Annotated in this window: 17 protein-coding genes, 1 pseudogene and 1 riboswitch; of the genes and pseudogenes, 6 read left to right on the top strand and 12 right to left on the bottom strand. The window is 33.7% G+C overall.

Annotated features, from left to right (window positions below; genetic code table 11):
* Window positions 1-9 precede the first annotated feature (9 nt).
* Window positions 10-1,290: a 3-phosphoshikimate 1-carboxyvinyltransferase gene (gene aroA / locus BN3326_RS01290; protein ID WP_069997311.1), complete on the top strand. Its 1,281-nt coding sequence runs from the start codon at window positions 10-12 to the stop codon at window positions 1,288-1,290.
* A 131-nt stretch (window positions 1,291-1,421) separates the two neighbouring features.
* Complete coding sequence (locus BN3326_RS01285; protein ID WP_069997310.1) at window positions 1,422-2,504, top strand: hypothetical protein; 1,083 nt, start codon at window positions 1,422-1,424, stop codon at window positions 2,502-2,504.
* A gap of 44 nt (window positions 2,505-2,548) precedes the next feature.
* Here BN3326_RS01285 and BN3326_RS01280 read toward each other — a convergent pair whose 3' ends face one another.
* The 5 genes from BN3326_RS01280 to BN3326_RS01260 form a co-directional block, all read right to left on the bottom strand.
* Window positions 2,549-3,211: an SGNH/GDSL hydrolase family protein gene (locus tag BN3326_RS01280; RefSeq protein ID WP_069997309.1), complete on the bottom strand. Its 663-nt coding sequence runs from the start codon at window positions 3,209-3,211 to the stop codon at window positions 2,549-2,551.
* 54 nt (window positions 3,212-3,265) lie between these two features.
* Window positions 3,266-4,771, bottom strand: a complete 1,506-nt coding sequence (putP, locus tag BN3326_RS01275) for a sodium/proline symporter PutP (protein ID WP_069997308.1) — start codon at window positions 4,769-4,771, stop codon at window positions 3,266-3,268.
* Between the two features lie 283 nt (window positions 4,772-5,054).
* Window positions 5,055-5,573, bottom strand: a complete 519-nt coding sequence (locus BN3326_RS01270; RefSeq protein WP_083258447.1) for a hypothetical protein — start codon at window positions 5,571-5,573, stop codon at window positions 5,055-5,057.
* Between the two features lie 186 nt (window positions 5,574-5,759).
* Window positions 5,760-7,310, bottom strand: a complete 1,551-nt coding sequence (gene purH / locus BN3326_RS01265) for a bifunctional phosphoribosylaminoimidazolecarboxamide formyltransferase/IMP cyclohydrolase (RefSeq protein ID WP_069997307.1) — start codon at window positions 7,308-7,310, stop codon at window positions 5,760-5,762.
* 72 nt (window positions 7,311-7,382) lie between these two features.
* Window positions 7,383-7,463, bottom strand: a riboswitch (ZMP/ZTP riboswitch).
* Between the two features lie 24 nt (window positions 7,464-7,487).
* Window positions 7,488-8,948, bottom strand: a complete 1,461-nt coding sequence (locus tag BN3326_RS01260; protein ID WP_442857194.1) for an NCS2 family permease — start codon at window positions 8,946-8,948, stop codon at window positions 7,488-7,490.
* A gap of 386 nt (window positions 8,949-9,334) precedes the next feature.
* Here BN3326_RS01260 and truA point away from each other — a divergent pair, with 386 nt between their 5' ends.
* On the top strand, window positions 9,335-10,075 hold the full coding sequence (gene truA, locus BN3326_RS01255; protein ID WP_069997305.1) for a tRNA pseudouridine(38-40) synthase TruA: 741 nt from the start codon (window positions 9,335-9,337) through the stop codon (window positions 10,073-10,075).
* 18 nt (window positions 10,076-10,093) lie between these two features.
* Entirely contained in the window at window positions 10,094-10,549 is a 456-nt protein-coding gene (locus BN3326_RS01250; protein ID WP_069997304.1) for a DUF5721 family protein, read from the top strand.
* A 327-nt stretch (window positions 10,550-10,876) separates the two neighbouring features.
* On the opposite strand, the pseudogene BN3326_RS21590 reads toward BN3326_RS01250, so the two are convergent.
* Window positions 10,877-10,975 (bottom strand): annotated as a pseudogene (locus tag BN3326_RS21590) (alpha/beta-type small acid-soluble spore protein); the annotation flags it as partial.
* Between the two features lie 138 nt (window positions 10,976-11,113).
* Here BN3326_RS21590 and htpG point away from each other — a divergent pair.
* Complete coding sequence (gene htpG, locus BN3326_RS01245) at window positions 11,114-12,946, top strand: molecular chaperone HtpG (RefSeq protein WP_069997303.1); 1,833 nt, start codon at window positions 11,114-11,116, stop codon at window positions 12,944-12,946.
* A 42-nt stretch (window positions 12,947-12,988) separates the two neighbouring features.
* Here the strand turns inward: htpG and BN3326_RS01240 are convergent, their stop codons facing one another.
* The 3 genes from BN3326_RS01240 to BN3326_RS01230 all read right to left on the bottom strand — a co-directional run bounded on the left by BN3326_RS01240 (window position 12,989) and on the right by BN3326_RS01230 (window position 15,377).
* Window positions 12,989-13,243: a hypothetical protein gene (locus BN3326_RS01240; RefSeq protein ID WP_069997302.1), complete on the bottom strand. Its 255-nt coding sequence runs from the start codon at window positions 13,241-13,243 to the stop codon at window positions 12,989-12,991.
* 217 nt (window positions 13,244-13,460) lie between these two features.
* Window positions 13,461-14,270 carry a M15 family metallopeptidase gene (locus BN3326_RS01235; RefSeq protein ID WP_069997301.1) on the bottom strand — a complete coding sequence of 270 codons (810 nt, stop codon included), beginning with the start codon at window positions 14,268-14,270 and terminating at the stop codon, window positions 13,461-13,463.
* A gap of 117 nt (window positions 14,271-14,387) precedes the next feature.
* Window positions 14,388-15,377: a diaminopimelate dehydrogenase gene (locus tag BN3326_RS01230; protein WP_069998385.1), complete on the bottom strand. Its 990-nt coding sequence runs from the start codon at window positions 15,375-15,377 to the stop codon at window positions 14,388-14,390.
* Between the two features lie 332 nt (window positions 15,378-15,709).
* On the opposite strand from BN3326_RS01230, the gene BN3326_RS21355 reads away from it, so the two are divergent.
* Window positions 15,710-17,260 carry a glycosyl hydrolase family 18 protein gene (locus tag BN3326_RS21355; protein WP_083258446.1) on the top strand — a complete coding sequence of 517 codons (1,551 nt, stop codon included), beginning with the start codon at window positions 15,710-15,712 and terminating at the stop codon, window positions 17,258-17,260.
* A 154-nt stretch (window positions 17,261-17,414) separates the two neighbouring features.
* Here the strand turns inward: BN3326_RS21355 and addA are convergent, their stop codons facing one another.
* From addA to BN3326_RS01210, 3 genes are all read right to left on the bottom strand, one after another.
* Complete coding sequence (addA, locus tag BN3326_RS01220; protein ID WP_069997300.1) at window positions 17,415-21,182, bottom strand: helicase-exonuclease AddAB subunit AddA; 3,768 nt, start codon at window positions 21,180-21,182, stop codon at window positions 17,415-17,417.
* Window positions 21,182-24,589, bottom strand: coding sequence for a PD-(D/E)XK nuclease family protein (locus tag BN3326_RS01215; protein ID WP_069997299.1), 3,408 nt, complete (start codon window positions 24,587-24,589; stop codon window positions 21,182-21,184). The genes addA and BN3326_RS01215 overlap by 1 nt, the downstream gene beginning before the upstream one ends.
* 129 nt (window positions 24,590-24,718) lie before the next feature.
* On the bottom strand, window positions 24,719-25,138 hold the full coding sequence (locus BN3326_RS01210; protein WP_069997298.1) for a hypothetical protein: 420 nt from the start codon (window positions 25,136-25,138) through the stop codon (window positions 24,719-24,721).
* Between the last annotated feature and the right edge of the window lie 122 nt (window positions 25,139-25,260).

Below are 25,260 nucleotides of genomic sequence, written 5' to 3'. Positions count from 1 at the left end.
AGCTATTTTATGAACATTAATCCAATCTCTAGCTTACGGGGCATAATCAATATTCCTTCTGATAAATCTATTTCTCACAGAAGTGTAATGTTTGGCAGTCTTGCCCTAGGGACAACAACTATTTATAACTTTTTAATGGGTGATGACTGTTTATCGACTATACAGTGTTTTAGAGCACTCGGTATACCTATTTCAATTGATGGTACAACTGTAGTTGTTCATGGCAAGGGGATGCACGGACTTTCTGCCCCTAATGATTTATTAGACTGTGGCAATAGCGGTACTACTGTTAGATTATTATCTGGTATCTTGGCTGCACAAAATTTTGACGTGGCACTTACCGGTGATGCCTCTATCCAAAAACGTCCGATGAAACGTGTCATTGAGCCACTTAGACAAATGGGTGCTGACCTTAATGCTGCAAAAGATAACTTTTGTCCGATTCATATTAAGCCAAGTAAGTTAACCGGGATTACTTATCATTCTCCAGTAGCTAGTGCACAAGTTAAATCTTGTCTTTTACTGGCAGGACTCTATGGTTCTTCTCCTACAACTGTAGTAGAGCCTTCTGTTTCCCGTGACCATACTGAGCGAATGCTTGGGGCTTTTGGGGCCACTTTAACAAGACAAGATACTGCTGTTACCGTGGTGCCATGCGAAGAGCTTTATGCCACTGATATTACCGTTCCCGGTGATATCTCCTCTGCGGCCTTTTTCATGGTGGCCGGCCTTATTACACCAGATTCAGATATTACGATTAAAAATGTTGGTATTAACCCTACACGAAAAGGTATTCTTGATGTTTTACTGCAAATGGGCGGAGATATCACTGTTTTTAATGAAAAAATAGTTTGCGGGGAACCAGTGTGTGATCTACGGGTGAGATCCTCTAAACTTCACGGTACAACCATCGGCGGAAGTATTATTCCTACACTCATAGATGAAATCCCAATTTTGGCAGTTGCAGCTTGTTTAGCTGAAGGTAAGACAGTTATCCAAGATGCCGCTGAACTTAAGGTCAAAGAATCTAACCGTATTGCTGCACTTCATAGTGAGCTTAGTAAAATGGGCGCAGACATTACACCTACTGAAGATGGTCTTATTGTAAATGGTATAAAGGCATTACATGGTGCCGAACTTAATAGCTTTGATGATCATAGAATTGCTATGTCTCTAGCTATTGCCGCCTGCAATGCTTCATCATCTTCTGCTATCTATAATGCTGACTGTGTAAAAATCTCTTTTCCTAATTTTTACGAACTACTTCACGAGATTACAACACGCGAATAATCTATTCCAATGACAGATTTTTAAGATAATTGTACAATTATTAGCTTTTTTGAGACATTTAACTGTTAAATGTGGGCATCTTTACCAAATCAAATCATCATGCTATACTATAAACTGAAAGGTGGTGCCCCATGAAAAATAAATTATTCGTTATGCTTTTATTTTTATGGCTTATAGCTTATCCTGCATATGCTAATACGGCGTATGGCAATACAATGTATTCAATTAGCTTAAATGGACTAGCTTATATGCCTCAATATGCTGTTTATCAGCTTAACAACACGCTTTATCTATCTACAAGCGACCTTGCATCTCTTACATATAGCAAGATAACATCAGACAGTCCAAATACTTATACGATGAGTATCCAAAATCATACAATAGACTTTAGTCCGAATGAACGTATCGTTCGCATTAATCATAAACCAACGATACTTGTTCATATGCCTCTTATGCAAGGCGGCCAAGTCTATCTGCCTATTAATATTTTAGATACTGTTGAATATCCTTATCATGTGGATGAAAAAGAGAAGCACTTAGCGATTGTTCCCATTTCGCCTTATGCAAGAACAAGTGATTCCTATAAAGATCATATATTCTTTGATAGTAAAATTATCAATTTATCTGCTGCTATTAAAATGCTTGTTCCAGAAAATAAAGGAAATATTTTGCTCCAAGAAGCAAAGAAGAATGATTCTTATATCAGCTTTATTGATAATACAGATAAAGATTATTTACTTGATATCATGAGCTCTGATCTTCTAAAAGGCAAGTCACTTCAAGTTGCCTTTAGAGAAATAGATGTTTTATCATCTACGCCTAGTGTTTCAGGCTTAACCTTCATGCCCCTTAAAGTAAGCGTCGATCACACGCAGTTTACTGCTCAAATTGGTGAGGATTCTCTAACTTATAATTGTATCTGGGCAGCCTATATGCCTAGTGACAGTAATTTAAAGATAGATGTTTCTAAATCCTTAGATGCAACTTTAATGAGAATGCTTTACCAATATTATCGCGATCAATACGACCTCAAAGATGATTTATATTTTTCACCTGTCGTACCTATAAAAACTGGCCGTGTAGACTCACTATCCTTTACGACCTACTCTGATCATATTTTAGATCAGAACAATGTATATGATGTCATTATTTATAAAATAATAGATGCAAATACTATTACATATATGATAGACTTTATGATACATCATAAATGACCTGGTAAAAGGAGCCTCTTATCCATTTGATAAGAGGCTCCTTTTTAATTTCTAAATTCATCTTCTCGTACTATATCTCTATCCTTCAGTACACCTTGATAATTAATAAGTTTAGTAAGTTCTATAAATACTAAATCATATAACAAATCATGTCCTTTTTGACTAATAGAATAGCCATCGTCCCCTATGTATTCCATATAATCTCCTTTTGTGCTCATAATATGAAATAGATCAATAAGCGGACAATTATAGTTCCTAGCTATCTCTTTTATGACATAAACATATTGCTTAAGTCTATTATTTGTTCTGGAGGTTCCTGTAAGCGCTTCATTAACTGGAGCCGGCGTAATTAACAAAGGAATCGGTATACAGCCATTTAATCCAGTTCTGTTATTGTGTGCACGTATGGATGTAATGATTTCCTGCAGATTCTCTTCAAACTGTGTAAGACTAATTAAGTTATTTGAAATACTGCAGCTGTCATTAGATGAAAGATTTATAAAAACTATATTAGGATTATACACCAATACTTTATCTGTTAGATATCTTAGCATTTCTTTGGTCGTTGTCCCTTTTAGCACAGCATTATGAATATTCCAAGAAATCGCTGGATAATAAGTTGATAAATGATTATCTAACCGATAGATATAAGTTTCTATTAGTTTCACACTTATTTCTCCATATCCTACAATAGTTGTCCTGATCATCAGTAACTCCTCCATATTTGCTGGTAGTTATACAGGCTATACGCCTGTAATCTTTTATAAGCCTATAGATTCAACTTTTTTCTTCATTTTTTCTGTTTCCTTAGTATTTAATCTACTCACTATATAAATACTTACTATAGCAACTATAAAACCTGGTACGATTTCATAGAGCTGAAACAGTGCAATACCTTTTAATGTCTCAATGTTTTTAAATATTGGCCATATGATTGTTGTAATTCCTCCAAGTATCATCCCTACAGCTGCTCCATATTTATTAGTACCCTTCCAAAATAAAGCCATTAATATAACTGGTCCAAAGGTCGCTCCAAAGCCTGCCCAAGCATAAGAAACAAGATCTAATACTTGATTATTTGGATTAAGAGCAATAATAAGTGCAATAATGGCTACAACTACTACTGTTAAACGGCTTATCCAAATAAGTTCTTTTTCAGTTGCTTTAGGTTTAATAACCCCTCTATAAAAATCTTCTGAGATAGCCGATGCTGTCACTAAAAGCTGTGAATCTGCTGTACTCATAATAGCCGCAAGAATAGCAGATAACAAGACTCCTGCAAGAAGAACCGGTGAATAGTCTTTTACAAGCATAATAAAGATATGCTCTTTATCTACCACAACATCCTTAGCAAAAACAGCACTTCCAACTATCCCTATCACAACAGCACCTGTTAGAGAAATAATAACCCAGCTTATCGCAATAACTCTTGAACGTTTAATCTCTTCTGGATCTCTTACTGCCATAAAACGTGTTAAAATATGAGGCTGTCCAAAATAGCCAAGACCCCACGCGAGTGATGATATTACACTGACTACTGCAATAGACATTGAATTCGTTCCGCCTGATAGTATCTCCATATCCCAGAAGTTTAAAAACCCCTGTTGTATAGATGGAGAAATATTATCAATACCTCCATTTGCTGTAATAACCATAACCGGAAGTATGATTATTGCAAAAAACATTAATACACCTTGTATAAGATCTGTCCAGCATACAGCTAAAAAGCCTCCTAAAAATGTATAAGAAATAATAACAATTGTTCCTATGATAACTGCCCATTTATAGTTGATCCCAAATACACTATTAAGTAGCTTTCCTCCCGCTACAAATCCTGATGCCGTATACACCAAGAAAAATATAAGTATAAATAATGACGATGCTATCCTGATGATTTTTGAATTATCTTCAAATCTATTTTCAAAATAAGATGAAAGTGTAATTGAATCATTATACTTCTGTGTACTTACACGTAATTTTTTTGCTACAATCTTCCAGTTTAAATAAGTTCCAACAGCAAGTCCAATAGCAATCCAAGCCGCACCTGATACACCACTTACATAAGCCGCACCCGGAAGTCCCATAAGTAGCCATCCACTCATATCAGATGCTTGTGCACTTAATGAAGTCACCCATTTCCCTAGTTTCCTACCGCCTAAAATATAGTCTGATAAATTCTTGGTTTTAAAATAGAAATACCATCCTATACCAAGCATCATCGCCAGATACAAAGCAAAGGTCATTAAAATAATAATATTCTTATCCAAGCTTAATCCTCCTTTTTATAATGAAATAGGAAAGTTCGTCTTGCTTGCAAGGGACCAAACTTCACTATTTCACAAGCGCGTGCGCTTTTTGCACGCTTTCTTGTAAAACATTCTTATTTTGTATATTATACATTGTAATGCACCACATATCAAACTTTTAATGTATAAATCATCAATTTTGTTAAAATTTATAAAAAAACAGCTGCTCTACTCCAGCAGCTGTTTTACTAACTATTAAATATTTCAATAGCTAAAATAATTAGAGCATCTTTTTATATTATGATTATTCTAATAGCATACGTTTAATATTTTTTACTATTTTTTCTCTATCTGTTATAACATCATAAAAACCTTTGGCAGGATACAATCTTTGAATATCAACAGTCCTCATATCTCCTACTTGAAGCCTTGTGATAAAACTATTTGCAAAATCTTTAACTTCTATATCCATTTGAAATTCTCTATCAGCCTCCAAAGAATCTGGTTTTACCGAAGTTGTAGGTATAATAACAAATTTTGTCTTAAAATATTTAAATACATAACACCAATGTCCCCCGTAGAGCTCTTTTGGAAATCCCCTCGTTAAATTAAAATATGCGATTTGGTGAACCTGAGGCAGTTGCTTAGGCCTGTAAAATGTCGTTGAAGGATCTCCAGTCTGATTAGGTGTAAGTTCATCATAAAAATATTTAATTTGACCGACATGATAGTTAAGATCCTCTAGAAACCCCCGTTTTTGCTCATAGTTTTTAATGCTGCTAAATTCCAGCATAATTTTACGCATAAACTCGTCATTGTCCACATACATCCCCCTTCTCTCTCATTGTAATGCGACCAACTAAGAATTATTTATAAATACCCTATTTATTTTACCATGTCTTTCAATAAAAACAAAGTTATTTTGATACAATTCAATGAAATATTAAATATTTTATTGAATAAAAAGACAAAATCACATTCAAAATGTGATTTTGTCTTTTTATCTTTATTAATGTTTAAAATGTCTCATTCCTGTAAAAATCATTGCAATATTATTTTCATTGCATACTTTAATGGAATCTTCATCTCTTATCGATCCCCCTGGATGGATGATTGCTGTGACCCCTGCTTTTACTGCTGCTTTTACACAATCATCGTATGGGAAAAATGCATCTGAAGCCATAACACTTCCACGAACGCCCTCTTCACCTAAAAATTCTAATCCATGCTCTATCGCTTGATTTGTGGCCCATATTCTATTGGTTTGTCCACCACCCATACCTACTGACTGACCACCCTTTGCAAGTGCAATCCCATTGGATTTAACGTGTTTTACAAGTTTCCAAGCAAACATTAAATCTTGCATTTCTTTTTCTGATGGCGCTCTGTCCGTTACGATTTTTAGGTCCTCTTCTTTAAGAAGCAAGGTATCTTTACCCTGGACTATAAGCCCACCCCCCACTTTCTTCATATCTATTGTGAGTGCATCAACATACTCTATCGCCTCAAGCTGTAATACCCGTAGATTCTTTTTCGCTTTAAATACCTCTAACGCTTCATCATCATATGCAGGTGCAATAATAATTTCCAAAAATATTTTTGCCATTTCTTGGGCAGTTTCTGCATCAATCTTGCGGTTGGCAACTACAATCCCTCCAAAAATGGACACTGGATCTGCTGCGTATGCTTTTTGATAAGCTTTATAGAGTGTATCACTACTTGCAACACCACATGGGTTTGCGTGTTTTACAGCAACAACTGTTGGTTCTTTGAACTCTTTTAAGAGCTCTAAGGCACCATTGGCATCATTAATGTTATTGTATGATAGCTCCTTGCCATTTAGCTGTTTAGCACTTGCTAGAGTCCCTTTTGTTTTTCCTACTTCCATGTAAAAAGCAGCATTCTGATGAGGATTTTCGCCATATCTCATATCTTGCACTTTTTCAAAAGTCATCGTTAATTTTTCAGGTAGTGCCCTATCTCCTCTTTGCATTCTTAAATAATCTGCAATCATGCTATCATAGTTTGCAGTATGTTCAAATACTTTAGATGCCAGATAAAATTTAGTTTCTTTTGAAACTGTTCTGCCCTCTCTAAGCTCGTTTAATACAACTTCATAATCCTTAGGATCTACTACTACAGCCACATCTTGGTTATTTTTAGCTGCAGAGCGAAGCATAGTAGGCCCTCCTATATCTATATTTTCAATAGCTTCTTCTAGTGTCACACCTTCTTTTAGTATTGTTTCTTTAAATGGATATAAATTAACAACAACAATATCTATATTCCCAAGTCCCAGTTCTTTCATTTGTTTTTGGTGTTCCGCATTAGCTCTAATATTCAAAAGTCCAGCATGAATAGCTGGATGCAATGTTTTTACTCTGCCATCCAGACACTCTGGAAATCCTGTTATTTCAGAAATGCCTATAACATTTATCCCTTCGTTTTTAAGGGTATTATAAGTTCCGCCTGTTGATATAATTTCAACACCAAGATCTGCTAATTCTTTTGAAAATGCTACGATTCCTGTTTTGTCTGACACACTGATTAATGCTCTCATTTTATTGCCTCCTATTAATTTAATTAAATATAGTTTATTTATAAATAAAAACCGCCTGGGTAACTTATACTAAAGTTATGCCCAGGCGGTCGACTAAATTCAAACTATACTCCCTGTGGTGAATCCACTTATCCGCCAGTTGTATAGCTGCTTTTATTTAATTGAAATTATTTTTTCTTATTTCTTGTTTTTGAAAAATACATAGTAAATAATAGTTGCGATTACAATAACTGCTATTGTAAACTGTACGAATATAGTTTCTGCAAAAAACTTACCTAAGAATAAAACAGCAACCACTATAAGCATAAAGTTAAGTTTTTTGAAGTTTGCAGTAAGTAAGTTAATAATAACATATGAAACCACACCAAATACTATACCATCAGAAATACTATAAGTAAAGGCCATTCCCGCTATAGCTAAAAACGCTGGTATACCTTCACCGGCCTCGCTAAAATCGATCTTATTAATAGAGCCAATCATATAAAATCCAACAACAATAAGCGCAGGCGCTGTAGCAAATGCAGGAATCGCTAAGAAGATAGGAGATAGTAATAGTGAAACTGTAAACAAAACAGCTACTACCACTGCTGTAAGACCTGTCTTACCACCTTCTGATACCCCTGATGCACTTTCTACATAAGTTGTTGTCGTTGATGTTCCAAGAGCTGCACCAACTGTTGTTGCAACTGCATCAGCAAGCAAGGCTCCCTTTACTTTTGGAAGTTTACCTTCTTTATTTAAAAATCCAGCCTTTGAAGAAACACCTATTAAAGTCCCTAACGTATCAAAAACATCTACAAATAAAAATGCAAATACAATCGTAAAGAATTGTGGCGTTAAAATTTGGCTAAAATCAAATTTAAAGAATATTGGTGCAATACTAGGAATAGCTAAACCATTTGAGAAATTTGGAATAAGTGAGTATAAACCGCCTTCTATATAAGGCACATATAAACCTACAAGTTCTGAAATAAGTCCAAGACCATAAGTTATTAATATCCCCCAAAGAACTGAGCCTTTGATATTTTTAGCAATAAGTATGCCTGTAACAAGTACTCCTACTATAGTAAGTACAACTGTAATTCCAACATTATTAAAATTAAACTGTGCACCTTCAAATAACATATTCATTTTATTAATATCGAACATAGCTACTTTCGTTGCATTGTCCTTAATAACAATATTAGCATTTTGAAAACCAATAAAGGCTATAAAAAGACCAATTCCCGCACCCACTGCATGTTTTAGATTGGTAGGAATTGCATCAAATATGGCTTCTCGCACATTAAATAATGACATGATTAAAAAGATAAGACCTTCTATGAATACAGCTGTTAATGCAACTTCCCAGCTTATCCCCATCCCCAAAACAACTGAAAAAGCAAAAAAAGCATTTAATCCCATACCAGGAGCAAGTGCAAAAGGATAATTTGCAAAAACCGCCATACATAAAGTACCAAAAGCTGCTGCTAATGCTGTAGCTGTAAATAAAGCACCCTTGTCCATCCCCGTTGCAGATAAGATATCAGGATTAACCGCTAAGATATATGCCATCGTCATAAATGTAGTAATCCCTGCAATAACTTCTGTTTTAACTGTCGTATTATTTTCTTTAAGTTTAAAGAAATTCATATACACCCTCCTCTTAATATTCACGTAACTTCACATACATAATAACCCAAATATCAACCCGGGTCAATGTTTTTTTCGAACTTTTATTCCAAATACAACTATAATGTTCGGTTATTGCTTTAATTATTACTTACGCCATAATTTAATTAGATTTTTTTGATTCTATACCCTTATTTTAGCCTTACAATGAATATATTATCTTTATTTATATTCACCCTAATAACAATATGTTATACTACATGTAGCGCTTATATTTTACTCAAACTGCTAATGATTGCCACAGGCATAAATGTCTTTAATTCGATATTCTAACTCAGTAAAGTATAGACTTTTGTGAATAGGCTTATACTTTACTACAGAAAAAATAAATACTTAATATAACGAGGTTTTCTATGTATAATTATAAAATATTTATAGCTTATGATGGAACGAAATTCAATGGTTTTCAAAAACAAGTTCTTCACCCTGAAAAGACAATACAAGGTAAACTTGAAAATGTACTTTCTTTACTTTTTAAAGAACCTGTGCAAGTTATTGGATCGGGACGAACAGATGCTGGCGTCCACGCCAAAGAACAAGTATGTAATTTTCATACTTCCGTTCCGCTCCCCCCGGAAGATATACTCACCTACTGCGCACAATACTTACCTAAAGATATCGCTATACTTAACCTGACACTGGCATCACCTAGGTTTCATGCCCGTTATAATTCATCCCGCAAGAAATATTGCTATACTATTGATAATCAGTTTTTTGCAGATCCTTTTATGCTTAAATTTGCTTATCATATTCCGGATGAACTTAATGTTGAAAAAATGTCAGAAGCCTCCAAGAGGCTTATAGGCACTTATGATTTTAAAAGCTTTACCTCTCTTAAATCTAAAAAAAAATCAACAGTAAGAACCCTATATGATCTGAGCATAACAAAAGACAATCATCTGATTAAGATTTATTATGAAGCAGATGGTTTTTTACAGCATATGGTCAGAATTATAACAGGAACGCTTATTGAAGTAGGCCTGGGTTTACGCCAGCCTGATGATTTAACCATTATTTTGCAAAATGAAGCCCGTAGTACTGCAGGCCCCACCGCACCAGCCCATGGCCTTTGTATGGAAAAAGTTTATTATTAAATTAAGGAGATTATGTTCATGCAATCTTATGATATATCAAATAAGAAGGAACTTATGGCAAAACTCTTAAAATCGGATTTATTTGATACTTTTGAGGTAAGAGAAGTTATTTTGCATACTGCTTTTAAAATGGTACTAGAAGGCAGGCGCAACAAAGATTATTTTGATAAGGAGGATACTATTATAGATTCCCTGTATTTAGAATGGCGTGAGATGAGAAAAAATGTCTATGAACTCTTACAAGGCAATAAACCTCCTACCTATTTCAAAATTATATTAGCAGCGAGTACCGAAAAAACTGCTGTATTATCTCAAGATATAAATGCTTGCTACTTAAATATTCAATTTAAAGAAAATCATATTACTTGCAGCACCGGTGTAAGCTATAAACATTTTTCTCTTGATCAAAGTGCAGATAAGCTCTGGGATGAGCGTATAAAAGCGTTTCTATTTCAGTATCATTTTATAGAATAAAAGGGGGGATAGTAATGAATACGAATAAGCTAAAATTAAGTTTTTTACTGTTGCTTTTAATGACCATTATACAGTTTATTACAAGCTTATTCATTTTGCATAACCTACTTATAACTTCTTTATCATTAATAGCTTTTATCTTATGTTTACTAAGCTATGTATATATTACAAAGAAAACAAAATAACTATTAAAGCGGAATCTTCTATATGTCTATGAAAGATCCCGCTTTTTTATTTAAATTTATAAACTTAATGCAATAATTATATCATCTTAAGCCATAAAATAATTGTTGCTATCATTTTACAGCTTTTAGTTAACGATTTTGACTACTTAGCTCCCATTTGACTTTCTTGAGCTTGAATCATTCGTTTAACCATTTCTCCACCAATAGAACCTGCTTGTTTTGATGTTAAATCTCCATTATAGGTTTATCTCTTATATTTAATCCAAAATCTAGCTAATTTAGTATTGACATCTATACTAAAAAAGTTAATATTATAAATGAGCTAATTTTTAAATCAATTAGTTGCTAATATTAGAACTTAATCGAAGGAGGAACACATATGTCTAAACAAGGAAATTTATCTATTCATAGCGAGAATATTTTTCCTATCATCAAGAAATGGTTATATTCTGATCATGACATATTTACTCGTGAACTTATATCCAATGCTAGTGATGCAATTCTTAAGTTCAAAAAACTTTGTGATTTAGGCGAGATAAATGATCAGTTAAACGAACCATTTAAAATCACAGTTGCCGTAAATGAAGATCAAAAAACAATAAGCTTTTCTGATAATGGAATTGGTATGACAGAGGAAGAAATTGAAAAGTATATTACACAAATTGCTTTCTCCGGTGCAGAAGATTTTTTAGCTAAGTATAAAGATAAGATGGATCAGGAGCAGATTATTGGGCACTTTGGATTAGGTTTTTATTCTGCTTTCATGGTAGCTGAAGAGGTTGTTATTGACACATTATCTTATAAGGAAAACAAGTCTGTTAAATGGTCTTGTAATGGTGGCACTACTTATACCTTATCTGAAGGTTCAAGACAAACCCGTGGGACTACTATTACGTTATATATCAACGAAGAAAGTAAAGACTTTTTAAATCTTTATAAATTGACTCAGACTATAGAAAAATATTGTTCTTTTATGCCTATTCCTATTTATGTATTAGAGGAAGGCAAAGAGGCAAAAGAAGAAGAACCTAAACCTATTAATGAGACAACGCCTTTATATGTCAAACAACCTTCTGAATGCAGTGATGAAGCTTACAAAGAATTCTACCGCAAGTCTTTTATGGACTTTAACGAACCGCTATTTTGGATTCATTTGAATATGGACTACCCTTTTAAATTAAAAGGCATTCTTTATTTCCCAAAACTTGCCCATGAGCTTGAAACGATTGAAGGCCGTATTAAACTTTATAATAACCAAGTATTTGTTGCTGAAAATATTAAGGAAGTTATTCCTGAATTTCTGCTTCTTTTAAAGGGTATTATTGATTGTCCTGATCTGCCTCTTAATGTTTCTAGAAGCTTGCTTCAAAATGATGGATTTGTTAAGAAAATTGCAGACTACATTACTAAAAAAGTGGCTGATAAACTGATTAGTCTTTATAAAAAAGAAGAGGATAACTATAAGAAATTTTGGGATGATATTTCTCCATTTATTAAATACGGGTGTTTAAGAGAGTCTAAATTTTATGATAAGATGAAAGACTATGTCTTATTTAAGACAATACAAGATGAGTATTTAACACTTAATGATTATCTTGAAAAAAACAAAGATGTCGCCTCAAACAAGGTCTTTTATGTTTCTGATAAAAATCAACAATCTCAATACATTAAAATGTTTAAAGAAAATGATCTGTCCGCCGTTTATCTTGAGCATTCTATAGATAATGCATTCATTTCTCATATGGAGCGAGAAAATCATGAAGTAAAATTTGCACGCATTGACTCTGATATAGCCTCTACACTTAAAGAAGATGATGTAGATAAAACCCATGAAGAAAAGCTTACTGAGTTATTTAGAAAAACTTTAGCTAAAGATAATTTGAAGGTTTCTGTCGAAAATATGAAATCTAAGACAATTCCTTCTATGATCCTTATCTCTGAAGAAAGCCGCCGTATGCAGGAAATGATGAAAATGTATAATATGAGTGGTATGGGAATGAATCCTTTAAGTGATGAAATAACGCTTGTTCTTAATCAGAATCATCCGCTTATTCACACGATCTCTTATAAAGATCTTGGAGAAGAAAACACCAATCTTCTTTGTCTCCATCTTTATGACCTTGCAATGCTTGCCAACCAAACGCTTACACCAGATGCAATGCATGCATTTTTAGAACGCAGCAATAAACTGCTTGAAATGGCCATTCAATAAAACAAAAATTACGGGTGCATCATCACACCCGTAATTTTTGTTTTATTGATAAAAGCCTTCAGGATAATATGGATTAGGTACATAACAATTATCTATTCCAGCTGGTTTACATGTATCAAGTATCTTACATCCATATGACATAGTAAAAATGGTAAAACCTATAAGCAAAAAAGCACTCCCTGTAATTTTCTTACATTGATCATCTAAATTATTTGCAATTAATATACCAATTAGCGCAGAAAATATGACAACATTTGCTCCACATGTATTGAGTCCACATCTATTTGAATTAAACATATTTATACCACCTATTACTTATAATCTACTAATCAGTATATTATTTTTTTGAATTTTTGTTATTGTTTTCCATTATTTTTTTGATAATATTGCTTCTATCTCACAAACCTAAAAACTCTAAACTAATTAATACACTCTAAGTCTCTATTTGCCAGTAGCTTTTCTATATTAAATAAAGAAGGGCTATACTTATTAAATAGGTATAGCCCTTCTTCATTTATGGTTGTATGTTAATAAAGACTTCTTCTTGTAAAATCTCCGGTACTCCTATCTGTTTATCCATTTTCTCTGACTTACTAGGGATTACTTCATTCGATACTGAAGTACCCTCATCAGCCAAAAGCTTAGTATCATCTTGCTTTTCAAAAAAAGAATCCATTTCTTCTAGGACCAGCCCATTTATGTATAAGTATGCAGCAAGTTCTTTGCCTATGTATCTCACATGCCATGGTTCATACATGTATCCCGTGATATGTTCCTTACCCTTAGGATATCTAATAATAAATCCATAATGATGTGCATTTTCTGCCAACCATTTGCCTTCTTTTGTGTTTGCAAAATCTTGTGTTAAATGATATCTTACAGATTTAGCAGAAATATCCATAGCAAGTCCAGTTTGATGTTCACTATGCCCTGATTTTGCACTAACCTTTTCTGTATACGCTTCTCCATATTTGCTTATGTAATTATTATAAATAGTATTTTGCCTGCTATAAGATCGATATCCTGATATGGCAATTAAATGAATATTTTGCTTGGATGCCTGATTAAACATTATCTTTAAATAATAGGCTGCTGTGCTTTGCATATGCTTTTTCTCAAGCAAACCGACTTCCATAAACTTTACATTTGGGATCACAAGATCGGAAGGTTTATACGCTTTACCAACACCATTTTGCTTATTAACCAAAATATAAAAAGGATTATTTTTTGAATAAACCTGTGTATTCACCTGTGCCGCAGTTAAAAAACTATTTAATAGACAGATGATCATAGCCATCAAGATTATAAGTACTTTTTTTCTCATCTCTAGCCTCCAATTAATGTCAATTTTAGTGTTGATATACTTAATTATACTCTAAATTGACACTAATTGAAATATTAGGCTAAATAATTTGTATTTTATCTTTATTGCTATTTTTGCTTATAAAAGATCCTTCATAAGATCGCTTTCACTTCTAGCAGATAAGTAAGAAAGTGGTACATCAAATACAGTTTTTGCACCTACACTGCCTTCTTTATTCATTCTGAAAGCTGCTCTTGCATAAGCAACTAATACATTTGCAGTGAATTCTGGATTGCTATCTAACTTAAGCGAAAACTCAATAACATGATTGTGCTCCTCTTCATGTCCAGTTTTACCGCTTCTAAATACAAAACCGCCATGAGACATTTTTGCATGTTTAGCCTTAAGCTCTTCTTCACTGATAAAATGTACAATTGTATCATAATCTGCAAAATAATTTGGCATATTTTTAATAGTTGATTCAATCACCGCTAAGTCAGCACCTTCTTTGGCAACTACAAAACATTCTCTAATATGTTTTTCTCTCGTATTAAGTTTTGGATTTTTTGCATTTCTTACCTCTTCAACAGCCTCATCAACTGGAATGGTATATTGAATAGCATTTTTAACCCCTGGCACTCTTCTAATAGCATCTGAATGTCCTTGGCTTACGCCTTTTCCCCAGAACGTATAATCGTTACCAACTGGTAAAATAGCTCCCGCCATCATGCGTATCATCGAAAATAGACCTGGGTCCCATCCTACAGAAATAACGCTGGTTTTTCCAGCTATGCGTGCCGCATCATTTACAGCTTGATAATACTCTGGAATTTTAGCATGGGTATCAAAACTATCAATTGTATTAAATAACTTTGCAAGTTCTGGGCCTTGTATTGGAAGGTCTGTTGCTGAACCTCCACAAAGTATCATGACATCAATATCTGCTGTATAATGAACTGCTTCATCAATAGATAATACTTTTACGCCTTCTGTATGAACCCGAACCTCTTCAGGTGCTCGTCTTGTAAACACTGCCACAAGACTCATATCTGCATTTTGTTTAATTGCGGCCTCTACACCACGGCCAATATTACCATATCCAACTATCCCTACTCTTAGACTACGTATACTCACATTGCGCCTCCTTTATAATCTCTATTTAAAAATAACTGCAGTATCTAAGATCCACTTCCTTGTTCTACCCAACAATAGTAGTATCAAATAGTACTACTATAATACTACCTCTTTTTTAGGTTTTGTCAATATCATTTACTCCTTTTTATGGTAGAATAAAAAAATTTCTTCTATTATATATAAATAATTACTGGTATAGCTTGTGCTTATTACATTTAGATATCATAATGTCGACCTATTCTGAATAGTATAAAATTAAATAGTCTTCTTTAAATAGAAGCATTAATATTATTGTCCTATATTAATATTTTAAGGAGTGATCGTATATGAATGATATACCACAAGCAGAGGGGAAGTCTTTAGCCTTTACCGCAGCAAGCACTCATGGGCTTATTAACCTTTCTGATTATGCCGGTAAATGGGTAGTTCTTTTTTGCAACCCTGGTGAATTTAATGCTGTACACAGAAACGATTGGATTTCACTTATAAAATATGCCAAAGCATTTTCTAAAAAAGATATTCAACTTATTGGTCTTAGTACAGATAAAAACGCATCACACTTGCCATGGCTCTATTCTAACTATAGAAATGCTGTTTCCAGCCTCCCTTTCCCTATAATCGATGATCGCAAAAAAACTATTAGCCAAATTTTTGATCTTAGCAGCTCATCCGGATCTTCTAGATCAAGCAATGTAAAGTTATTTATTATCTCTCCTGATCAAACCTTAGTAAAAACGCTCAGCTATGCTTCACTTGGCACAGCTCAAATGAATGAACTTATAAAAACTTTAGAGGGACTGCAAAGCTCCTATCGGGCCTATGCACATAGTATAAATAACCAGCCCACTCCGTCAAATCCCAATTGTCCTGTTGTGCCAATTGTTGGTGAATATATTTTAGGTAATCCTGTAAATGTTGATCCTACCTTATTAGATTTTGTTATCTATGCTTTTGCGCTTATAAAACCGGATGGTACTTTTGAAGCATATTCCACAAGATATTTAAGAGAGCTTACTGATCTAAAAGTTGTTAATCCAAATCTTAAAGTCCTTATGGCTATAGGCGGTTGGGGTGCTGAAGGCTTTTCAGATGCAGCCCTAACCCCTACATCCAGATATAATTTCGCAAGAGAAGCAAGGCGTTGGGTAAATGAGTATAATCTTGATGGAATAGACCTTGATTGGGAATATCCTGGAAGTAGTGTTGCTGGTATCATCTCCAGACCTCAAGATACTGAGAATTTCACTTTACTTATTACTGCACTTAGAGACGTATTAGGCCCTGATAAATGGATTACCGTAGCAGGTACGGGGGATCGTTCTTATATCAATAACGTTGAGATTGCTAAAATAGCACCACTTATTAACTACTTTAATCTCATGGCCTATGACTTTAATGCAGGTGAAACGGGAGAAACAGCAGGTAGACATCAATCCAATCTCTATCCATCTAGTCTTTCTCTAGGCAATACAAGTGTAGATACTCAAGTTCAAAATCTTATAGCAGCAGGTATGCCATCCTCTAAAATTATAATGGGCCTTCCATTCTATGCACGTTATGGCGCAACAAGCACAAGAACTTTTGATGATATAAGGCAAAATTTCCTCAATGTAAATGGCTATACAGTCCGTTTTGATGATGTAGCTAAGGCTCCTTATATTGTAGGACCAACTGGTAATTTTGCTTATTCATTTGATAATCCAATTTCTATTTATTATAAAGGCCTGTATGTGCAAGAAAATTGTTTAGGCGGCTTATTCTCATGGCAGTCTGCTATGGACTCTGCAAATATTCTCGCACAAAGTATGTCCCTTGGTGTAAGAGATATTGAAGCACTTAGACAAATGTTGATCACAGACTATTCTTTTACTCCTTAATATTTTAGTTTAATTCTTAATACACATACAAAAATAGAGGGAAGTATTATACTCCCCCCTATTTTTTATTGGTTATTTCTATTATTCTTTCTATAACATCATTTTTCTCATATGTTTTAGTCAAAAAATCATCTATCTTTTTATAGTTAGGTGCCTATACTTGAATCCACCTATTAATGTGATATAAATAAATAGATTTCTCTTTAACCGGCAGCTTAGTAATCTCCTCTATCGCTTGAGTGTAAAGCTCCAGCTGTGTTTTATACTTATCTATAGTATACGCTATATTTTCTGTCATATTCTCATAATCAATATAATCTGTTTTATAATCAATAATAACAATACCGTCATCTTCTAAAAATAACGTATCAATTACCCCTTGTATGAGAATATCTTCATCCTCTGGATAACTTAGATCAATAGTTTTAGCTTGGGCAAGATAAATAAATTGTTTTTCTTTCCATACATGCTTTGCTTTTTTCATACGCCTAACCATATCTGATTCTGCAAACTGTACCAAACGTTTAAGATCTATTACTTGCAAGGTTTCTTCTTGTATTTTATGCTCACAAATAAGTTGATCTAGCGCTTCTTTTATTGCTTCTTCTGTCTGAGCGGTTAAAAAGTCTAGGTGTTCAAAAACACTATGAATAAGCGTTCCTCTTCTCGCACCTTTTATTTGCTGCACTTCATTAATAAATGCAGGGATTCTTTTGTCATCTTTTTGATGCGTAAGAGGAATTATTGTACGTTTTTGATCTGATTTATTTTTAATCTCAGATACTGACATTTTTATTGGAAGAACTATGGCATTTTTGTGTGGATACTCAAATGATAACCTTTTATAGATTTCTTCCTTATACGGCCCATACGTCTTTGCGGTATCCCATTCACTTATTATTCTTTTTTTATCTTCACTTATACTTGCAGATTGTTTATGCTCCATTATCAAATCCATTTTATGCCATAGAGCAAGAATCCATCTCGAGTCTCCTTCTAACGTATAATTCAGTTCAGTTCCAGCTGCATCTCTAATATCCGCAAAATTAGCATGTGCAAACAAGCTCAATCCTATCCAATTAAGATAAGAACCTGCTCTTTTAACGCCCAAAGAAAGTATCTCCTTTTTACCCCTCACACCAAACAGACTCCAATTTTTAGCCTTTTGCTTAAAATCCGATAGCGTTCCTGTAATAAACAGTTTTTCTTTAGCACGGGTTAGGGCTACATAAAAAACCCTCATTTCCTCGGAAATGTTCTCAGAAGTAATCTGATTTTTAACTGCTATTTTAGGAATCGTAGGATACCGTATATGTTGACTCGTATCTATAAAATCTGGAGCCAGTCCTAGTTCATTGTGCAACAGGACATTTTTTACAATATCATTATTATTAAACTTCTTAGCTGTATCACATAAAAATACAATACCAAATTCTAAGCCTTTACTTTTATGAATACTCATAATCCGAACTAGATTTTCATTATCCCCGACAAGTTTAGCCTCACCTATTGCATCTGAGGTTTCTTGTAATCTATCGAGATATTGAATGAAATTAAATAACTTGCCATTATGACTACTTTCAAATTCACTGGCATACTTTCTAAACATTTCTAGATTTGCTTTCTTTTTTGCCCCCGTTGCTAGCATCGTTACATATCTATAATAACCTGTTTCTACATAAATCCTGGCTATCAGTTCTTCAATTGAGAACTGACTGCATTGCATACGATATGCTGAAAGCTTCTTCATAAATGCTTGGATAGAATCTTTTGCCTCTTCCTTTTGGCAGTATACTCTTAACGCCTCATAAAAACATCCCACATCCGATGATTGTCTAATAACAACAAGGTCATCTAGACTTATACCAACGATAGGTGAACGTAGTATTGTAATAAGTGGAATATCTTGAAAAGGATTGTCAATAATCTTGAGCATTGAGAGCATTACCTGAATTTCTATAGCCTCAAAAAAGCTGCTGTTTACATCTGCATAGGCACCTATTCCTTTAGAAAGCAGAGCATTTTCATAGATAGAAGCTTTATTTTTAGTAGCCCTTAAAAGAATAACAATATCTCTAGGCTCTATTTTTCTATAGCTCTTCGTTTCATTATCAAATAAATGAGTAGGATTTGACTCTCCTTTTAAAAGTTTATCAATAAGGCTTGCCGTCATTAACGCTTCTAATTCTACACTCTTAAGATCTTCCAACTCATTGTCGTCACTTAACGCACTTCCTTGGCCTTCACTTTCTTTTGTCTCTAGGATATGCAGCTCTATCTGGTTTGCAGGCATAATATGATTTGTATCTTCTATATTGTCAGCCTGATAATGATTACCTACTTTTAGTTTTGCATAATCATCATATTCAAGATCGCCTACTTCTTTACTCATGAGTTGTTCGAATAGTTCGTTTATACCATTTAGAATATTTGCACGGCTCCTGAAATTTTGTGAAAGATCAATACATACCTGCCTAGCATCACTGCCTCCCTCTAGCAAATATTTCTCCCAAGTTTCATACTTGTTTGCAAAAATAAGTGGATTAGCTAATCTAAATCTATAAATACTTTGTTTCATATCCCCTACCATAAAACGACTAGGGCCATTTATCCCAGAAGCCTCAGCTATAGCGTTTAATATCATTTCCTGAACCATATTGCTATCTTGATATTCATCAATATAAATTTCTTTATAAAACTGGTTTAGCTCCTTAGCTGCATCTGTATACGTAATGCCTTCAAATTCACCTGCAGTGCTAAAGTGCGGTGTTACAAGCACTTTCATACATAGATGTTCTAAATCACTATAATCCACAATTCCTGCATTTTGTTTTGCTTCTTGATATCTGACTTCAAACATTTTAATAAGCTCTATTAATATTTTCATTAAGCTTCCGACTTGTGGCAAATGGTTGAGCACCTTATCATCACTAATAAACAATAAGTCTTCTTGTATTCCCCTAATGATATCTTTAGCCAGGTTTCTATAGTCCTTGACTCTTTCTTTAAGCAGTTCATCACATTCCTGTTTTTTTCGTGGCAGACTTGCAAATGTTATAGCTTGTACTTCTTTAACGATTTCGTCTAAACTCTGTGTTTCATTAATAGTCATCAATCGCCTTCTATCTTCTTCTATAACACCTAGGTAAAGTTCTGGTCCACTAGCTTTTTTACATAGTACTATAGCTTCTTCATAAAGTATCCTAATGTCTTTTATTTGACATAAGATATACTGTTTAATAGGCGCGCTCCAAGGCATCTGTTCCAGCGTATGATACTTTGCAGATAACAACCTTACTTTCTCATCCATCCACACTTGTGGAAAGGGTGTACTCTTTGAAAATGTGTAGATATCTAAAATAAGATTTGCAAGAGGAGACATCCCTTGAACACTGCCATATATTTCAGCTATTTTTAAAAAATCTTCATCTTCTTGTTCAAATTTCTCTTCAATCATTTCTTGCAAAATATCCATTTTCATAATACCAAGTTCAGCTTCACTTGCTACTTTAATATTAGGATCTATATCTAGTTTATGAAAGTATGTTTTAATGATCTTAAGACAAAAGGAATGAATCGTAGAGATTGAAGCTGTCTGTACAAGGGCTATTTGCCTTTCTAAATAAGCTATTGTCTCAGCAGCTACCTGCGTATTTTCTTGAAGTAATTCATCTTGCATAGCATCAATCTTGTCTGAGAGCTTACTTGTGATCCGTTCCTTCATTTCATTAGCCGCGGCACTGGTAAAGGTCACAATAAGAAAGCGATCCAGCTGTATTGGCTCTTCAGCACTGGATCCTGCAATTCTATTTATAACACGTTCAGTAAGCACTGCTGTCTTGCCTGATCCAGCAGCGGCTGAGACTAATATATCTGCATTTCTTTTATCAATTGCCGCTTGTTGTGGCTTAGTCCATGCCATTAGCCATTCTCCTTTCCTGTACATAACTTTTCCCATATAGTCTCTTTATTTAAATAATCCAGCTTATCATACATGTTATCTGGCTCATTTTCATTAAACTGACAGATTGTATGATATTTACAATATAAACAAGGATTTTTATCCCCTAGGCTAAATGGCTTTGCACTTACTTTCCCCTCCAAAATTTGTTTTCCTAAATTTTTAATGGTATTAATAATATGATTTTCTAAACTTTTAAACTGTTCTTCACTAGCTACTGATGAGCCTTTTTTAATCGTGCCGTCTTTGTTGATATTAACTGGAATAGTCATTCCTGTATTGGCCTTATCTAATGCATAAATGACGTCTAGTTCCTCTAAGGCCAACCCTGATAATTTAAACTGTTTTAGATTACTTGCATCAATCTCTTCATCCGTCATTCCCGGCTGGTAGTTAATATAAGGATTACTAATATGAAAATAAAATACGCCCCCAGGTTTATACTCCTTATTGAGTTTCAAATACGTATCTAAATATAATAAAAGCTGCAGCTGTAATCCATAATAAACTTCTAATAAGTTAAAGTTCTTATTCCCTGTTTTATAATCTAATATTTTAATATAGTTACTCTCTAAATCTTTATAGTAAACATCTACGCGATCTATTTGTCCTGTAATCACAAGTTTTCTTTCTTCATCAATAGCTATTTGAATAGGAGGAAGCACTTTTCCCTCAGCAAAACTAACTTCATAACTCACAGGAATAAATTCACTGTTTTTAAGATGAGCTGTCAGTGCATAAATTGCGCGTTTTGTCATTTTTTCTAGTTGTGCCGTGGTATATTTTAACTTTCCCGCCTCTTTATGTGCTATATGATATTGCTGCATTGCAAATAGCGCTGCATTTTTAACTGAAGTGTCTATTTGCTCTTTACTGGCATCCTTCCAAGTTGTTTTGAGCGTATCTAATTCTTTAGGATACTGCTCTAGCGCAGCATGAAAAAGCGTTCCTATTTTGGCATGATCCAGTGTAAAAAGCTTTCTTTCTTCTGCTTTAATGCCATAACGAATAAAATAACAGCATGCACAGCTTCTAAAACTCTCTAACTTAGAAATACTGGTATTTAAAGTAGTACCATATAATAATTTGGTTGTATGTTCATCTAAATAATGTTGCTGATTTGTATAAAATAGGTAGGATGATAACCCTAATAAACGTTCATGCCAGATTTCATCTTTACAATACCAGCTTACAATATCTTTCCATATATCATCCGTTACTCGGCCTTCAATATATTCTCTTAACATTTTTCCTACATATCCAAAAGTTGGTAATGGGCTATTTACATACGTTAACAAATCCTTTGCTATTTCTTTTTGCGCACTATAAAAAAGTTTCTTTATTTTATAATAGACTAAAGAAGGCCTTAATGATTTGCCGTTTTCATCCGCTAGTACCGCACTAATATAAAGCTTCTCAGTAGCTCTGGTAAGTGCAGTATAAACTGAAAAATTTGAAGAGTAAATCGGTTGATTAACTACAGTATCACAAAATTTTTCCTTGACATAGTGTCCTTGTTTACAGATCTTATTTAATGTCACCTTGTCCATATCTGAAAACAACTCAATTGTATCACATATTCTAGGAATAACGCCTTCGTTGGTTCCTAAAATAAACACAGCTTTTATTCTTGGAAGCCTTGTTCTGTCGATTGTTCCAATAATCACCTGATCCTGCGAAGGAGGTATAATACCCATTTTTAAATAGGAAAAGCTTGTGCTCACTATCTTTTTATAAGTCCCTGTCGTAACATATTCTTCACCCAAAATGGCAACCAATCTTTCAAATACATCTATCACTTGATCCCAAATTTGTGAGTTTTCAAGTTCTAATAATCTATTAAACGCTGCTTGATGCTGCACAATATAAGTTTGTACTTGCTCATACGCATGAATATCTTCTAAAAAGTAATAAACACTTTTTGTAAGTTCTGTTACTTTAATTTTTCCACTAAGTTTTATCTGATCTATGCGTTCTTCTAGTTGATCAATAGGTTTTAAAATGTTTTCTCTGATCTTGTTGATGTGCCTCTGATGTTCTGCATTTTCTTGATCAAATGCCCATATCTGGTGCCACTTCTTTTTCCCTTTTATGTCATATGCCAATATATAATTCTCTAAAATATCTATTTCATCCCTATTGCTGTTTAACATATAAGTCCTTAATAAAGTCATCATACTTTTGTAGGAATAGTTTGAAGTAATGACCTCTAATACCCCCTCAATAACAGCTATTAAACTGTTATTATGAATGCTTTTCTTCATATCTAGAAAGTAAGGAATATCATATTCATTAAAAATACTTTGAATACCTGATTTATAGGCTTCTAAATCCCCTACAATAACAGCGATATCCCGGTATCTGTAATTACTATCTCTAACTAACTCAATAATTGTTTTTGCAGCTTGTTCTATTTCCTCATTTTTATTAGCATATAGCGCTAAATGTAGATGATCACTTTGACTCTTAAAAGGTTGGACATAGGAATCTAAATAGTATTGTTCAAGATATGCCATCTCTCTTGATACATCCACCTTAGCATAGTCTGTTAAAAGATACTTTGTTGTATAAGGCACAGCTTCGTCCTCACAGGTATTTATAAGCTTCTGATAGGTTTTTATACTTTCATAAAATGGATTAGTTTCTCTTACTTTATCACTTAACCCATAGGATCTATCTGCTGGTAGTGTAATTTTTAAACACTTAGCTCTCCTAATAAGTTCTTTAATAACAGCAATCTGTGTATGTGTAAAACCATAAAATCCATCTACCCAAATCATAGCATCAGATAACTTATTACTTTTATAAATAGTCTGGGCAAGCAGACTAAGTGTTTTCTCTGCGGTTATAAATTGATCTTTTATATAAGCTTCAAAATATTTATAAATAAGTTGAATATCATGAAATTTACTTTTAAATAATGGTGTGGCTAGTTCGTCAGTAATAAGTTCTTGTAATACACTATCATCTATTGTATCTTGCTCAAATACAGTTATTAAACGATTGATAGATTCAATGAATCCAGTATGATAAATATTTTTTCTAAAAAATATAAGCTCTTTTTTATGGTCCTCTACTATTTTTTTTAGGATCATAATGCGTTCTAGGTCATCTATAACAGGAAGCTGCGCTTTTCCTGTTTCTTTAAAAACTTCCCTTGCCAAAGTATTAAAACTTATAACTTCTACCCTAAATAGGCCTGGATACAACCTTTTTGATAAGTCAATCTGAGTTTGAAGGTTAAATTGTTCTGGAACCAACATCATAAGATCTCTATAGTCACCTTTTTTAACTTCATCTTCTATTTGCCCATAACAGAAGGTTGTTTTTCCGCTCCCAGCTCTTCCTAAAACAAATTCAACTTGCATCTCATCCACCCTCCTTTTGCTTAAGTTCTATTCTAACATATCTTGATAGATATATTATAGCTATTGTTTAAGATACTCAAACAAAAAAATCCTCTAATGTATGACACTAGAGGACTATATAATCATTTTTTAGTCTAATCTGTTAAGATATGATTTCTTTAACAACTTGATATCTTTTGGATCAACATAAGGATATACACTTTCTGCACCATCCAGCATAATAAGGGCTTCATCCAAATAAGGTATGCTTTGAGCAGGTTCTTTTGTAACCTCTATACTAAGCTGTGCAAGCTGCTGAAAAAACTTTACTTTTTCTATAATGTATTCTTCATATGCCCCATGAATCCCTTTATCAAATCTGAATGTATTATCTTCATAAATACCCCTTAAGATGATATAAGCTTCTTGCGTATTACCTATTTCTTGCAGGAGCTTTGCCATGTATATTCTTGAATTCCAATGATAGGGATCTTGTTCTACATACTCCGGCAATACCTTTCTTCTAGCATTTAAATAGTCTTTAATCATTAATAATTGATCTCTATCCACTCTACTTCCCCCCAATAAAAAAAAACATTTATAAATTTCTTATATTATAATTTTATGTATAAATTTCTCTTATTGTTACATATTTCCAATCCCTCTGTCAAGTAAATAATAGTATCTTATAA

It is taken from the genome of Cellulosilyticum sp. I15G10I2, from assembly GCF_900095725.1.
Taxonomy (GTDB): Bacteria; Bacillota; Clostridia; order Lachnospirales; family Cellulosilyticaceae; genus FMMP01.
This window is presented reverse-complemented; position numbering and strand designations above follow the sequence as displayed.

Excerpts from the sequence above, each read along its gene's own strand:
- aroA (WP_069997311.1), top strand. The coding sequence starts at position 10 with ATGAACATTAATCCAATCTCTAGCTTACGGGGCATAATCAATATTCCT.
- BN3326_RS01285 (WP_069997310.1), top strand. The coding sequence starts at position 1,422 with ATGAAAAATAAATTATTCGTTATGCTTTTATTTTTATGGCTTATAGCT.
- BN3326_RS01280 (WP_069997309.1), bottom strand. The coding sequence starts at position 3,211 with ATGATCAGGACAACTATTGTAGGATATGGAGAAATAAGTGTGAAACTA.
- purH (WP_069997307.1), bottom strand. The coding sequence starts at position 7,310 with ATGAGAGCATTAATCAGTGTGTCAGACAAAACAGGAATCGTAGCATTT.
- truA (WP_069997305.1), top strand. The coding sequence starts at position 9,335 with ATGTATAATTATAAAATATTTATAGCTTATGATGGAACGAAATTCAAT.
- BN3326_RS01250 (WP_069997304.1), top strand. The coding sequence starts at position 10,094 with ATGCAATCTTATGATATATCAAATAAGAAGGAACTTATGGCAAAACTC.
- htpG (WP_069997303.1), top strand. The coding sequence starts at position 11,114 with ATGTCTAAACAAGGAAATTTATCTATTCATAGCGAGAATATTTTTCCT.
- BN3326_RS01240 (WP_069997302.1), bottom strand. The coding sequence starts at position 13,243 with ATGTTTAATTCAAATAGATGTGGACTCAATACATGTGGAGCAAATGTT.
- BN3326_RS01235 (WP_069997301.1), bottom strand. The coding sequence starts at position 14,270 with ATGAGAAAAAAAGTACTTATAATCTTGATGGCTATGATCATCTGTCTA.
- BN3326_RS21355 (WP_083258446.1), top strand. The coding sequence starts at position 15,710 with ATGAATGATATACCACAAGCAGAGGGGAAGTCTTTAGCCTTTACCGCA.
- addA (WP_069997300.1), bottom strand. The coding sequence starts at position 21,182 with ATGGCATGGACTAAGCCACAACAAGCGGCAATTGATAAAAGAAATGCA.
- BN3326_RS01215 (WP_069997299.1), bottom strand. The coding sequence starts at position 24,589 with ATGCAAGTTGAATTTGTTTTAGGAAGAGCTGGGAGCGGAAAAACAACC.